At 67.8% G+C, this 12,767-nt stretch carries 14 protein-coding genes and 2 pseudogenes; 7 read left to right on the top strand and 9 right to left on the bottom strand.

Going from position 1 to position 12,767, the window contains the following annotated elements; genetic code table 11:
• The first annotated feature begins 341 nt into the window (after positions 1–341).
• On the top strand, positions 342–1,538 hold the full coding sequence (locus ON21_RS12910; protein WP_051020742.1) for a lipase family protein: 1,197 nt from the start codon (positions 342–344) through the stop codon (positions 1,536–1,538).
• Between the two features lie 30 nt (positions 1,539–1,568).
• On the opposite strand, the gene ON21_RS12905 is transcribed toward ON21_RS12910, so the two are convergent.
• The 4 genes from ON21_RS12905 to ON21_RS12890 form a co-directional block, all read right to left on the bottom strand.
• The gene (locus tag ON21_RS12905; RefSeq protein WP_063821060.1) at positions 1,569–2,315 is read right to left on the bottom strand and encodes a DUF6882 domain-containing protein; all 747 of its coding nucleotides are present in this window, start codon (positions 2,313–2,315) and stop codon (positions 1,569–1,571) included.
• A 91-nt stretch (positions 2,316–2,406) separates the two neighbouring features.
• Positions 2,407–3,252 (bottom strand): LLM class F420-dependent oxidoreductase, encoded by an 846-nt coding sequence (locus ON21_RS12900; RefSeq protein ID WP_039798087.1) that lies wholly within the window; start codon positions 3,250–3,252, stop codon positions 2,407–2,409.
• A gap of 335 nt (positions 3,253–3,587) precedes the next feature.
• Positions 3,588–4,010: a hypothetical protein gene (locus tag ON21_RS12895; RefSeq protein WP_157170822.1), complete on the bottom strand. Its 423-nt coding sequence runs from the start codon at positions 4,008–4,010 to the stop codon at positions 3,588–3,590.
• 126 nt (positions 4,011–4,136) lie between these two features.
• Positions 4,137–4,613, bottom strand: a complete 477-nt coding sequence (locus tag ON21_RS12890; RefSeq protein WP_039798085.1) for a hypothetical protein — start codon at positions 4,611–4,613, stop codon at positions 4,137–4,139.
• A gap of 302 nt (positions 4,614–4,915) precedes the next feature.
• On the opposite strand from ON21_RS12890, the gene ON21_RS36980 reads away from it, so the two are divergent.
• Positions 4,916–5,251, top strand: coding sequence for a WXG100 family type VII secretion target (locus ON21_RS36980; protein WP_245562575.1), 336 nt, complete (start codon positions 4,916–4,918; stop codon positions 5,249–5,251).
• Positions 5,248–5,736, top strand: coding sequence for a WXG100 family type VII secretion target (locus tag ON21_RS40980; RefSeq protein ID WP_083880579.1), 489 nt, complete (start codon positions 5,248–5,250; stop codon positions 5,734–5,736). Before ON21_RS36980 ends, ON21_RS40980 begins: the two co-directional genes overlap by 4 nt.
• A gap of 102 nt (positions 5,737–5,838) precedes the next feature.
• Here ON21_RS40980 and ON21_RS36970 read toward each other — a convergent pair.
• Positions 5,839–6,033, bottom strand: a pseudogene (locus tag ON21_RS36970) (enoyl-CoA hydratase-related protein); the annotation flags it as partial.
• A gap of 192 nt (positions 6,034–6,225) precedes the next feature.
• Between ON21_RS36970 and ON21_RS12880 the strand changes: the two are divergent.
• The 4 genes and pseudogenes from ON21_RS12880 to ON21_RS12865 all read left to right on the top strand — a co-directional run bounded on the left by ON21_RS12880 (position 6,226) and on the right by ON21_RS12865 (position 8,619).
• Entirely contained in the window at positions 6,226–6,879 is a 654-nt protein-coding gene (locus ON21_RS12880) for a TetR/AcrR family transcriptional regulator (RefSeq protein WP_039798083.1), read from the top strand.
• A gap of 33 nt (positions 6,880–6,912) precedes the next feature.
• Positions 6,913–7,124, top strand: a pseudogene (locus tag ON21_RS12875) (3-hydroxyacyl-CoA dehydrogenase); the annotation flags it as partial.
• A gap of 195 nt (positions 7,125–7,319) precedes the next feature.
• The gene (locus ON21_RS12870; RefSeq protein ID WP_039798081.1) at positions 7,320–7,796 is read left to right on the top strand and encodes a GNAT family N-acetyltransferase; all 477 of its coding nucleotides are present in this window, start codon (positions 7,320–7,322) and stop codon (positions 7,794–7,796) included.
• A gap of 1 nt (position 7,797) precedes the next feature.
• Positions 7,798–8,619 (top strand): hypothetical protein, encoded by an 822-nt coding sequence (locus tag ON21_RS12865; RefSeq protein WP_039798080.1) that lies wholly within the window; start codon positions 7,798–7,800, stop codon positions 8,617–8,619.
• 3 nt (positions 8,620–8,622) lie between these two features.
• Here ON21_RS12865 and ON21_RS12860 read toward each other — a convergent pair whose 3' ends face one another.
• The 4 genes from ON21_RS12860 to ON21_RS12845 form a co-directional block, all read right to left on the bottom strand.
• Positions 8,623–9,594: an SCO2521 family protein gene (locus ON21_RS12860; protein WP_039798079.1), complete on the bottom strand. Its 972-nt coding sequence runs from the start codon at positions 9,592–9,594 to the stop codon at positions 8,623–8,625.
• 1 nt (position 9,595) lies between these two features.
• Positions 9,596–10,606, bottom strand: coding sequence for an SCO2522 family protein (locus ON21_RS12855; RefSeq protein ID WP_039798078.1), 1,011 nt, complete (start codon positions 10,604–10,606; stop codon positions 9,596–9,598).
• Positions 10,607–11,521: an SCO2523 family variant P-loop protein gene (locus tag ON21_RS12850; protein WP_039798077.1), complete on the bottom strand. Its 915-nt coding sequence runs from the start codon at positions 11,519–11,521 to the stop codon at positions 10,607–10,609. It lies immediately after the preceding gene.
• Between the two features lie 10 nt (positions 11,522–11,531).
• Positions 11,532–12,767, bottom strand: a 1,236-nt coding sequence (locus tag ON21_RS12845; RefSeq protein ID WP_051020740.1) for an SCO2524 family protein, incomplete at its 5' end; no start/stop codon positions are given.

Genomic DNA, 12,767 nt, shown 5'->3' with positions numbered 1-12,767 from the left:
GTCGGCCGGATAGCGTCGACAGCCTGCGTCGCTCCGGGGTAGCAATCACACCCGACTACCACGGATGACGATAATCATTCATAACATATCGCCCCTCCTAACTGGCAGATAGCTCTGAAGTACTGAAATAGTCATTTACTTATCGACCAGGCGAACTGCTCATGGACGGATCGGTTACAGCCAGGCAGCGACGCCGGGATGCGGGCAGAAGCGGCTCCGATCCTTTCGGGAGGGTGGCCTTCCGAATCCCCGCAACCCGGTGGACCTCCCGCATCTCCGATGATCCGTCCGCGCACGCGCGATGATGGAGCGGAGCCGATGATCATCGAAAGGATCGACGGATGTACCGCCTGTGGCGCTGCCTGATCGCGGTGGTCGTGCTGTTGGGAGCCGCCGGGTGCGGGGGCACCGAGCACGAACCGCCACCGGCCCGCGGTGCGATCGTCTCCACCACGCCCCTGCTGAGTCTGCCGCCCGAGCAGACCGCGGCGCTGCTGACGAACGGCGGAGTCTCCACTCCGGTCCGCAACGGCGTCGACGCCTTCCGCCTCGAGTACCGGACGATCACCCCGCACGGCGAGCCGACCACCGCCAGCGGGCTGGTGGCGCTGCCGCGCACGGATTCCCGGCGACTGCGGGTGGTCAGCTACGAGCACGGGACGATGACGCTGAAAAGCGATGCGCCTTCGGTCGACACCCGCAACCTCCCCGATCGGCTACGTACGGTGGCCTTCGCCGCGGCGGGCTACGCGGCGACCGCGCCGGACTACCTGGGCCTCGGGAACGGTCCGGGAACGCATCCCTACACCCATGCGCCCTCGGAGGTAAGCGCTTCGGCCGATCTGTTGCGCGCGGCCGATTCCCTCGCCGCCCAGCAGCGCCGGGAGCTCGACCCGGACGTGCTGGTGACCGGCTTCTCCCAGGGCGGTCACGCCGCGATGGCGCTGGGCAAGGCGCTGGCCGCCGGAGCGATCCCGGGCTTCGGAGCCGCCGCCTTGGCCCCGATCAGCGGCCCCTACGACCTACAGCACGTCCAGGCGCCCGCCGCACTGGACGGACAGGTGCTACCGGGCGCGGCGGTGCTCTTCTTCTCCTACTGGATCACTTCCATGAACCGGATCCACCATCTGTACGACGACCCGACCGAGGCCTTCCAGCAGCCCTACGCCGACAAAGTCGAAGAACTCTTCGACGGCTTCCACAGCGAGATCACCATCGTCACCTCGCTGGCGCCGACCCCTGGGCAACTACTGAACCCGCGGTTCCTCCAGTCGGCCGCCGAGCCGACCGGCGCCACCGCGGCGGCGATCGCCGAGAGCGACGGCACGTGCCACTGGACGCCGCGAGTGCCCGTCCGGCTCTACGCTTCCCAGAGCGACCGCGCCGTCCCATATCCGAATGCCGAGCACTGCCTGCAAGCCCTCGGCAGCGGCAACGCCACGCTGCGCGATTTGGCCGGCCTGGACCACGCCGGAACCGCCCGGGTGGCCATCCCGGAGATCATCGGCTGGTTCGAGCAGCAGTTCCCGCCGAGCTGACCGGCCGTCGCGTCAGCCTCGGCACGGCGGTCAGGCGGACTGGGTCTCCGATTCGAAGGGCGCGTCGACCTCGTCCATGACGATCCCGATATCCAGATGCGCGATCCGGCCCGCAGCGTCGAATTCGACTTCACCCGCGAGACCGTGGCCGCCGAATTCCAGTAGCCGATAGTCGTCGAGGAATTCCGTGGTCAGCCCACGCCGGGTCAGGTAGCTGTACACGGCACGCCGGTGATCCGTCAGTGGCAGCCCACCGAATCCGTGGGCAAGCACGCGAGCGAGGCCGGAGGGGGTGGGCGCGGGCAACTCGAAGGCGGGATGGTCGATGAGGAACGCGACGCAGGCGCCATCGATGACGCCGCAGTAGGAGTTCCAGCGTCCACAGACGATCTTCGCGGCGTCCGCCATCAACGCGGCGACCTGATAGGGCTCCGGCGCCGCACCCCCGATGACCACGGGTAGCTCGGCCGAACACAATTCGGCGACACGGTAGCGGGATCCGAACTCGCGCACCGTCTCCGCAGCGCGCAGCAGCGCCGACGGGTAGCCCCAGGGATTGACCCATCCCCACAGCCACGTGTCGGCATCCGCCGTTCCGAGCAGGTGGACGTCCGTGCACACGAAGGAGCGTTCCTCGCCGAGGAATTCGAGCCGACGTCCGTCCAGGTCGGCCTCCAACACGTGTGCGCCGAGCACCTCCTCGAGGTGCAGTCGGTGTTCGAGCGACAGCAAGCCCGCGTCATCGAGAAGTCTCGTCAGTGGCACGGATTGGGACACCGCGTCAGCGTAGTCAACGCGCGGCCACCGCTCCGCTTCCGGACCGGCTGTCGTGCCGTGCTCAGCCCCGAGCGGCTGCGGACCTCCGAGTTCACACCGGGCGGTCGTGCAACTCGGCCATCGCCGCCTCGACCTGATCGAGTTCGCGCTCGACGACGCTCCTGCGTGCCGACGGCAACCAGAAGAGCACGCGGTCGACTCCCGCTTCGGCATAGGCTTCCAGAGCCCCGAGATCGTCGACGGGTGCGCCCATCACGACGACGTCGATCGGGCGGTCGGCCCGCTCGCGCAACTCCGTGATCCGCTCGATGATCCCGGGGCCGTGATTGGGCATCCACGCGTCGCCGTACTCGAGCACGCGATCCAGCACCGTCGGTCCGCCACCGCCGACGAGGATCGGCGGGTGCGGCCGCTGGATCGGCTTGGGGTCGCTCCAGATCCGGTCGAAGGAGACGAATTCGCCCTCGAACGAGGCCTCGTGCTGCGTCCAGATCGCCTTCATAGCACGGACGTACTCGCCCATGCGCTTCATCCGGGTCCGTGGATCGGTGCCGTGATTCGCCATCTCTTCCCGATTCCAGCCTGCGCCGATGCCGAAGTCGAATCGCCCGCCGGACAGATGATCGAGCGACGCGACCTCCTTGGCGGTGATGATCGGGTCGCGCTGGGCCACGAGCGCGATACCGGTCCCGACCCGCAGCGCTTTCGTGGCGCCCAATGCATAGGCGCTCGCCACGAAAGGGTCGTAGATGTGCGCGTATTTTCGCGGCAGCGGCGGCGCGCCCTCCTCGCCGCGCCAGGGCGTCTCCCGCGCCGCCGGGATGTGCGTGTGCTCGGCCCACATCAGCCATCGATGGCCGCGCTCCTCGACGGTTCGAGCGAGCTCCGCGGGCCCGAGCCCGTCATGGGTCGGGAAGTAGGCTACGCCAGCATCCATTTGCTCGAAGTTACCTGGCGAACCCGAGGTCGACAACGCGCCGCCCCGTGACGGACCGGAGTCGGGCACAGCGCGATCCCGGCGCCGCCGAGCGGCGTGCCACCAGGATTCGCGACCACACCGAGGGTCCGGCCGTTCACGCAAGCGAAGCCGGTGATGACGTGGCGTCCCGCCGAAGCGCCGACCTTATGGAAAGGCGTGGTCGACGCACCGGTCCGAACGCCCGCCTCGCTATCGGCGGCTTCCGGCGCAGCAGACGAACCGCGGGTTCGGTGCCGCGTCGCCAACGGTGGGCATGCGAAGTTCCGCCGCGGCTGCGGCGCGGTAGCTGCCGCTCAGCCGGGGATGACGTACTGCACCTGGACCGAATCGGGCGAGTGGAAGATTTCCTTTGTGGTGACGGACAATTCGACGTGACCGGGACCGGACGGGATGGTGGCGGAGTTGTACCACGAGCCGACCAGTTTGATCGTGGTGTTTCCCCGCGCGCCGGTGTCGATGTTGTGCCAGGAGACGTAGGCGGTGGTCGCGCAGGTGCCGATGCCCTCGAAGGCGCTGGTGAGGTGAAGTCCCTGCGAGGAGTCCTGATCCACGTTCCCGCGAATCGTGCCGTAGCACAGGCCCGCTTCCGTCGCCGTGGTGTAGAGGACCGGCAGGTTCACCGCCTCGGCCGAGGCGGTACCGGCGAAGACGAATGCCGGAGCACAGGCCACCACGGCGGCAGCGGCGGTCGTGGCCAATTTGGTGACTGAGCGCATGAACTTTCCCCTCTGAGTCTGCACAGTGATCGACATGCCCGGCCCTCGCGACCGAAGTTCGAGAACACCGGCCCGGCTGCACGTCTTATCCGTTATCACCCCAGGGGCGTTACGCCGAGGCCACGTCTACGACGGCTGCCTGCCCGGCAGCGGGTGGGGAAGGAAACCATCGGCGAACAGTTGCATGGACCCGCACCGATCGCACCGGTAGGCGTGCTGCTGGACGACCTGCTGGCCCAGCTCGCTGGGGTGATCGGTCATGAAGCCGGTATGACCGGTGATGAACCCGAGAACGCCTAGGTAACTGCGTTGCCGCTCGCACCATGGGCACGTCAGATCCACAGACTCCTGCCTACGGCGTATCTCGTCTTCTTGCTGCTGAATCCGCCGTTTCGCCTGATCGACGTAGTGCCGGGCCTCCGACACCGACAGCTGCCGGGCTTCGCTCCACGGCCCTTCGTACACCCCGTCGACGGCGGTGCGAAGATGCGCGAACTCCGCCTCGGAACAGCGCACCAACCGGGTACCGCGGAAGCCGCCCTCGGCGCGGTAGGTGATCTCGGCTCGCGAAACACCTTGCGGTAGGCCTGTATTCAGCTTCACCCGCTTAGGATCGTCAGCATCCGGCTTGAATTCGATCCCCCGATCCGACACACCACCACGATACCGCCGGGCGGCCGATCACGGGTCGCGGCGCAGTTGCGGCGCCCCCGATGCGATGAGAAGTGCTGGTGCACCCTCTCACCGCTTTGAACAGTCTTCGTGAACGTTGCGTGGCCTGGCACGAACTCGCCGCCGAGCCACCCCGAACGGTTGCGCAAGCAGAACTCTGGAAGCGGATCGACTCGAGGCCGGGATGATCCGGCCATCAGGTGGCTACGGTACGGTGCGCGTAACATTGCGTCGTGGATACTTCTGGGGGGATGCCGAATCCAAGTCACGAGCTCTCCGTCGTACCTGACGAAGTCGTTGAACTCGGCCAGCACATGGTGAACCTGGTTCAAGCGCTGCGATCGGCTCTCGATGTCGCTGCGCGGCAGGTGGATGGCCTGGCCGACAGCTGGACCGGAACAGCGGCGGACACGTTCGGCGGCGGGTGGCTCGCCGTCCGTGAAGATGGGACTCAATTGTTGAACTCCCTTGCCGCTCTGGCCAGTTCGCTCGGCGTGGTGGCAGTTGGTTACCAGCAGCAGGATGGTGCATCCGCTGCCGATCTAGGCTCGACGAGTCTGAATCTATGAGCAGCCGGTTCACCGTCGATATTGATCAGCTCGAGCAAGTCGCAACCCAGTTGACCGGGCTGGCCGGGTTCATCGAGGATCAACTCGATGGACTCGACAGCAGAGTCGCCGCGATCCTTTCCGGAAGCTGGAGCGGCGCCGCCGCGGAGGCGTTCGGCGATGCGCATTTGGAGATGAGTAGGGATCGGGTGGCTTTAGACATCGTTGTACAGGACATCAACCATGCCGAGATACACCGCTTCGGTGACGATGCGGACGAAACGCTGTTCAGGCTGTGCGCTGCGCAGCCCGACACCAGCTTGGTGCGGGGCATCTACCGTTACGGCGATACCATGTTCAACCGGTACCAGCTCGCCTTGATCCTGGATCAGATCGAGGAGATCGACGTACGGACCGATGCCGAGCGGCAGGCTGTCGACCTGCTGAGGCGAGCATCGTCCATCGCCCTCCGCGCCAACGGATATCTCCTGTTCGTCGGCGACTGACGAGCAGGACCGCTCGGATATCTGGGATGCAAGCGTGGACGACGGATCGCGGCGTGCCAGCAGCGGGGCGACATATCCAAGACCGTGGAACCTCGGCAGCCGCTTCAGATCGTGGCCCGCGGAGAAGTGCTTGCCCTCCCCGCGTAGCACGATGACCGCCACCTCGTCGTCCTCGGCGGCGCGCACCCACGCGGCGTCGAGCTGGTCGAGTAGTTCGCCGTTCTGCGCGTTGGCCGCCTCCGGCCGGTCGAGGGTGATGGTGGCGATCCGGTCGGCGACCTCATAGCGAATGTGCAAATCGAGCTCCTCGAGTCCGGGAAGGCCGAGCACGTGCGGGCATGCTCGACTGTTGCGAGAATAATATTCTCACAAACGTAAAGAGAAGTCTCGGAACTGGGCGGACACGGCGACCCGAGAACCCGATGACACACCCATTCTCCGGTACAGTGCATGCATGTTCTCCTCATATGACCGAGGACCGAGGCGCTCGTGACCAGCCCGAGCGAGAACCCGGCCTGGAAGCAGCGCGCCGTCGAGCGCTCTCTGCGCACCGCGAAGTTGCGGGCCGAGGAGCGTGTGCAGCGGTTCCTGGACGCGGCCCAGGCGATCATCACCGAGAAGGGCAGCACGGACTTCACCGTGCAGGAGGTCGTCGACCGCTCGCGGCAGTCGCTGCGCAGCTTCTACCTGCAGTTCGACGGCAAACACGAGCTGCTGCTCGCCCTCTTCGAGGACGCCCTGAGCCGCACGTCCGATCAGCTGCGCGCCGCCGCCGACGGCCGGACCGACCCGCTGGACAAGCTCCAGGTCGCCGTCGAGCTGCTGTTCGAGCTGTGCCGGCCGGATCCGTCGGCACAACGCCCCCTGTTCACCGATTTCGCACCGCGGCTGCTGATCTCGCATCCCGATCACGTGAAGCTCGCGCACGCGCCGCTGCTGGCGCTGTTCACCGAACTGATGGACCTGGCCAAGGACGCCGGGCAACTGCGTCCGGAGGTCGACTCGCGCCGCACGGCGGCCATGGTCATGCAAACCGTCATGTTCACCGCGCAGTCTGCGGAAGCGTCCGACGACGAAACACAGAATCCGATCACCGCGTCCGAAGTATGGAACTTCTGCGCGCACGGTTTCGCCCGCGGTTGAGAACGTCATTCTCCTTCTGGATAATTCAACCACCTGTCGCCGGTGGGCATCCGCGTGGTGACGCCCCCGCCTACGGCAAGGCCGCCGACCAGCTGGAGGCCTACTGGGGCCCGCAGGTGCCGTTCCCCAAGCGCATGGGTCGTTCCGAGGAGTACGCCGAGCTGGCCGCCGCCATCATCGAGAACGACTACCTCAACGGCGAAGTCATCCGCCCCGACGGCGCGCTGCGCTTCCCCCCGAAGTAGCCCGCTGCGCGACGAGCGAGTCCGACCGCCCTTCGCTGCCCACACTGCCGCATCATCCCCGGGTCGCCCCGGCGCGGACGCGACACCGTCCGCGCGCCGCGCCGGGGACGATTCCGCTGGTTCTACACTGACCCCGCTCGGTGAGAGACGTTTAAGCTGGAATCGGACGGCCTATGCCCTGGCAGTAGGGAGCGGATGAACATCGCCAAAGCGCCTCAGCCGGAATACCGGCAGGCCCGCTTCGCCGATCTCGAAGACATCGCGGCCATCGAGGCCGAGGTGTTCGCCGAACCGTACCTGTATCTGATGCTGCGCCAGCTGTTCGACCTGCACGGATCCGAATGGCTGGTCGTGGAGTTGGACGGGACGCTGATCGGTTACGCGCTGACTCTGGAGAAGAAGGGACGGGCGCTGCTGTTCACCTTCGCGGTGGCCAAGAGACACCAGGGCGGAGGGTACGGGCGCGGCCTGCTGCGCCGCACCCTGCAGACGTGCCGGAATGTGGGAGCCGAAGTGGTGTATCTGACCGTGCGGCCGGACAATCAGCACGCGAGCAACCTGTTCAAGCGGGCGGGGTTCGAGTTCGTCGAGCACGACGAGCGGTATTTCGGCCCCGGCGAGCCCCGCGACGTTTTCGAATACCGGTTGAGAGGCCTACCGCTAGACTCGTGACATGGGGGAGATTTCGCCCTTCGTCGCATCCGTCTCGACCCGGATCACAAGGCGCGCGGACGAATACACCGCCGAACTCGATCGGGGTGACCGTCCCGAGCCGGCCGAGCTGGAGCGGTTCGCCGCGCACGCCGAGGCGATCCTGGCCGACTACGACCCGCCGAGCGCCCGGCGGCACTCCGATTCCCTGGTGTTCCGGCACCTCTACGCCGCCGCACGGCAACCGGCGCCCGACGAGGCCGGCTGGCGGGTGCCGAGCGCGATCCCGGCGGCGCTGCTGGCCGCGGAGATCGAGTTCCGCGGTCCGCTGCGGCTGAGCAGTCGGCAGAACATCATGCTGGCCGAGGAATACGAGCAGTTGGGCGCCCAACTCTCGGCGGCGCGACTGCCCGGTCACGCGGCCCTCGCCTACCGCAGAGGCGCCGCGCTGTACCGGATGAACGAGGACGACGAAGCGCAGGACCGCTGCGGTCTGCGCTTGGCGCGGGCGCGCACTCTCGCACTGCCGCCGGGCTGGCGGCGGTGGACCGGGCAACTGTCGTATGTGCTGTGCGGCTACGGGTACCGGCCGTTCTGGCTGCTCGGCTGGGTGGCCGTGCAGCTGGTGCTGTTCACCGTCGCCGCTTTGGCCCTGAACGGCAATCCCTCGCCCGCCGCTACGGTCTATGCCTGCGTGACCGGCTTCATCAACCCGTTGGGCCCGGGCGACACCGAGGATCTGCGCCCGATCGCCCGTCCGTTGTTCGCCGCGGAAGCGTGGATGGGCACGGTTTCGATGTCGGTGTTCTTCGCGCTGCTGGTGCGCAAGTGGTTCCGGATGTAGCGGCTACCATTCAGCGTCGAAAGCCTTGTGCCGCAGCGCCTCCAAGGTCGCGACCGCGATGCGGTTCTGCAGCCGCGCGACGAGGGCGTTCCACTGGCGGGACAACCCGGGATCGGTCTGCAGTTTCTGCCACAGCGTCCGCATCGATGGCGGTGTGTGCGCTCCCGGCATCCACAGTCCCGTGAGATCCTCCAGCACCGGGGCGAGGATGTCGGTGCGTTCGCGACTGTGCGAGGGGAAGCGGTCGGCCTCCGCCAGCGCGTCGGTGACGACGGTCAGCAACCAGTCGTGCGCGGCCAGATCTTCGCAGAACCGCTGCGCCGCAAGCAGATCGGCCTCGTCGCGGACGATCATCCGGACCGTGCGGAGGCTGGCGTCGTCCAGGTGCAGCTTGGCCGTGGGACCCGCGCCGCCCCCGATCCAGGCGACCCAGCGCAGCCGGGTGGCGCCCGCCCGCACCGGCGGCTTCTGGTCCAGCCTGGTGTCGGCGCGCAGGCGGGCCAGCAGCCGTTCGCTGATCGAGGCCAGATCCAGTGTCTCGGCGCCGACCGGGCCGGTGAGATAGCCCTCGGCCAAAGCCTCCGCGTTGCCGGTCCTTTCGGGCAGGCGACTGATCACCTCGGTCACGCCCTTGCGGCTCAAATAGTGCGACCAGGTCTGTCTGCGCCGGTTGGCGGCGCGCACCACCTGAGTGCGCGCGCTGGACTGCAGCACACGGCCCCCGGACAGGACCGCGCTGGTCGCCACGGTTCCGACGATGTGGGCGTTGTGCTCGCCCACGGCCAGATCGCAATCGACGCCGACCGCGGTGGTCGGCGACACCGCCAGCGTGCCCGGCCGCTCCCGCCAGCGCACCGTGCAGCCGGGCATGAGCGCCAGCAAATCGCAGGCCTCCGGACCAGTTAGCGCCGTCGCCGACGGCAGCAGGCAGGTGCGCACTTCCCCGAGCACGGCCAGCGGCTTGGACGAGGCCATGTCAGGCCCCGTCGAGCAGCAGGTGCGAGAGCCGTTCGCTGACCGCACGCGGCACCGCCACCGGCGGCAGCTCGTCGCCGCCGCGGGCGATGATCTGCTCGACCACGTCGTCGTCGAGATCGAGATGGTCGAGGACCAGTCGCACGGCGTGCTCGATCGCGATGTATCGCTTGGGCAGCATCGACAGCGTCTTGTAGGCGGCGAACGGCGCGGCGGACGGATTCAGCTGCACCACCGGCGGGATGTCGTGCCAGCGGCGCGGCGTGAGATCCTCTTGGCGCCATGGTTGCGGATCCACCACGGCGGCACCGTGATAGCGCAGCATGCCCAGCCGCAGCAGATGCCAGACCGCGGCCAGGAACGGGCAGGACCAGCGCGTCACCGCCACCCCGTCGACGACGTGCTTGCTCCACAGTTCCACGTCGAGGAAGATCGAATGCTCCCGGCGGCCGAACTCCTCCGGCGGCTGATAGACCCGTTGCCGCATGGCCTGGCCGCGTTCGTCCTCGGAGGACCGGCGCCCGTTGCACAGCCAGCCCGACTCCGCCGTCGGCGGCCTGCGGCCGGTGCTCGGCGGCGCGGGCTCGGCGACGATGCGGGCGGCCACCATCTCCGCCACGGGGATCGGCTCACCGAACGCCACACCGTCGACGAACCTCGCGGCCCGCCAGCAGGCGGACTCCCTGGCCAGATAGTCGATGACCAATCCGGCGTCGGCCGCGGCGCCGAGCAGCTTGGGGAGGATCGCGGAGGGGTCGGTGTCGGGCTGGAAGTAGTCGTCGATCAGGTAGCAGGTGCTGACCCGAGCGTTCGGGCCGAACTGCACCTTGGCCGACTCGGTGAAGGCCGACACCAGCGGAACGATGCGGCGGAACTCCGCGCCGACCCGTTCGATGTCGGAGGTGATGTCGTTGAGGTAGAAATGCCCGACCTCGATCGACAAGTGCGACAACGGGACCGGAGCGATTCGCGGCTGTTCGGTGGCCTCGCTGTAGCCCTGGGTATCCCGCATCTACAGCCTCTCCCAGGTCGCGTTGTCGACCAGTCGTCGAGCGAGTTCGGCATAAGCCTGCGCGGTCTGCTCGTTGGCGATCTGGGCGTTGACATCGGCGTCGAGAATGAGCTGTTCGCGCCGTTGCAGCACCGGCTCGATCGGGGTGGAGCCGAGCACCGCCGTCGTGCCGAGCCGCTTGGCGGTGGCCAGCCGCCGCAGCGCGGTGTCCTGCTCTTGCAGCCACGCCGCCTGCGCCGGGCGCTGGGCGACACCGTCCCAGTTGGCGTCGGGCACCGCGGTGCGCACGTAACGCACCGACCCGAGCAACTCTTCCGGGTCGTGGCCGCACTCGGCTCCGGTCTTCAGCAGTCCGTGCGAGCCGTACACCAGACCGGCGGCGGCCAGGATGTGCTGGCGGGTCCAGCGGTGGAAGATCAGCCATCGGGTGGTGAGCCCGCGCAGTTGCGGCAGGGCGGTGGCCTGCAACACGATCTGCAGCGCCGCGGAACGGCCGGCGCTCAGATCGACCACGACGACGCGGAACTCGTGATCCAGCGCAACCAGCAGTTCCGCGCACCGCTCCACCACCGCGTCGTCGTCGGTGAGGAATTCCGCGCCGCCCTCATCTCCGGGCAGCAACACCAGCCGGCCCGCGTTGGGACCGATCCGGCGCAGCTCCGGCCGATCGGTCGCCGCGCCCACGTCGACGCGGGCGACGGTTCCGCTCTCGCCGAGCAGGTAGGAATGCACGCCGCCGCTGGGCACACCGCGTTCGGCCGCGCTGATCTCGAACAGCGCGCCGGCCGTCGGCGAGCCGAGGTCGAAGTCGGCGTAGACCACGTTGAGGCCGGAACGGCACAGCCGGTAGGCGATGTTGCAGCTGGTCACCGACCGTCCGGTGCCGCCTTTGTCGGAGGTGGAGAACACCAGCACGATGCCGCCCCTACCGCGTCGCGTCCCGGCGCGCGTACGCCAGTTCGTCGAGCTGGACCAAGGCCTGGGTGGCCAGGCTGTAGGCGGTGCCGGGACGTTCGCGCAGCACGCGGCGGGCCCGGTCGAGCGACTGCCGGATCCGGTTGATCGCCGCCTGTTTCGGCGAGAGATCCTGGCCTTCGACCTCCAACTCCTCTTGATTGAGCAGGTGCTCGGCCTCGCTGAGCAGGTCCACCGCGCGGGCGACCATCGCCTGCGGAGCCAGCGGCGGTTGCTCGAAAGTGCTGTACGCGATGACCAGGCACTCCATCATCCGCTCCGTGAGGAACCAGGACGGCCCTTCCGCCCGTGCGTCGCCCGCGCCGACCAGCCTGCCGATGTCGTCCCACAGGCCGACCACCGAGCCGTCCCGCAGCACCCGCTGGTCGAGGTGATCCATCGCCGCCTCGGCCAGCGCCATCAAGCGGTCGCGGGTGTCCACGTCGGTGCGCAGGCGCGCGGCGTCCAGGCAGCGTTTGAGCAGCAGGGTCGCGAAATCCGGGACATACCAGATCAATTGGGATCCGTCGGCGATATCCTCACTGCCCGCGAGGTTCAGGCGCACACCCGGATAGTGCAGCGGCGCGGCCGGATCATCGACGGTGAAACGGCTGGTGATGCGCCCGCGGCGGGCCAGCTGGTCGAGCACCGACACCGTGCGCGCCAGATCCTCGGTGCTCTCCCGATACACCAGGTCCTGGATGAGCACGGCGGCGACCACGAGACTGAAGTACTCCGATTCCTCGCCGTCGGAGGTGCGCCACGGGATGTCCTCCAGTGGCCAGCGGCCACTGTCGAAACGGGCGACCCTCGACCAATAGTTGCGGGTCAGCTCGAAGCGCAACTGCAGCGCGTCGGCGAGGGTGCGCTGCTCGTCGGTCAGCAGATCGAGTTCTCGGATGCGCTGCGACGACAGATCGCTGATGCCGTCCAGGGCGACGGCCGTGAAGTACAGGTAGGGACGGGATTCCGCGTGCCCTGGCGTAGTGCTGACCCGGCCCGGCACGAGGTCGATGGGTTCGGCGCTGCGCACGATGCCCCAGCTCCAACCGCATTCGAACAGCCGCCCGTCGTCGGCGATGTCGATCTCGGTGGTCTGGCTGAGCCTCACCTCGTTGGCCGCCTGCACCCGCAGGCGTTCCAGCTGGGTCGACAGCCGTTCGATGATCTCCTCGGACGGCGTGCGGGACTGGTTGAGCATGTAGAC

Origin of the sequence: Nocardia araoensis NBRC 100135 (assembly GCF_000308435.1) — a bacterium.
GTDB lineage: Bacteria > Actinomycetota > Actinomycetes > Mycobacteriales > Mycobacteriaceae > Nocardia > Nocardia araoensis.
The sequence above is the reverse complement of the archived record's forward strand: the minus strand, read 5'-3'. Positions and strand labels throughout refer to the sequence as shown.

Excerpts from the sequence above, each read along its gene's own strand:
- ON21_RS12910 (WP_051020742.1), top strand. The coding sequence starts at position 342 with ATGTACCGCCTGTGGCGCTGCCTGATCGCGGTGGTCGTGCTGTTGGGA.
- ON21_RS12865 (WP_039798080.1), top strand. The coding sequence starts at position 7,798 with ATGGGGGAGATTTCGCCCTTCGTCGCATCCGTCTCGACCCGGATCACA.
- ON21_RS12860 (WP_039798079.1), bottom strand. The coding sequence starts at position 9,594 with ATGGCCTCGTCCAAGCCGCTGGCCGTGCTCGGGGAAGTGCGCACCTGC.
- ON21_RS40980 (WP_083880579.1), top strand. The coding sequence starts at position 5,248 with ATGAGCAGCCGGTTCACCGTCGATATTGATCAGCTCGAGCAAGTCGCA.
- ON21_RS12855 (WP_039798078.1), bottom strand. The coding sequence starts at position 10,606 with ATGCGGGATACCCAGGGCTACAGCGAGGCCACCGAACAGCCGCGAATC.
- ON21_RS12870 (WP_039798081.1), top strand. The coding sequence starts at position 7,320 with ATGAACATCGCCAAAGCGCCTCAGCCGGAATACCGGCAGGCCCGCTTC.
- ON21_RS12895 (WP_157170822.1), bottom strand. The coding sequence starts at position 4,010 with ATGCGCTCAGTCACCAAATTGGCCACGACCGCCGCTGCCGCCGTGGTG.
- ON21_RS12900 (WP_039798087.1), bottom strand. The coding sequence starts at position 3,252 with ATGGATGCTGGCGTAGCCTACTTCCCGACCCATGACGGGCTCGGGCCC.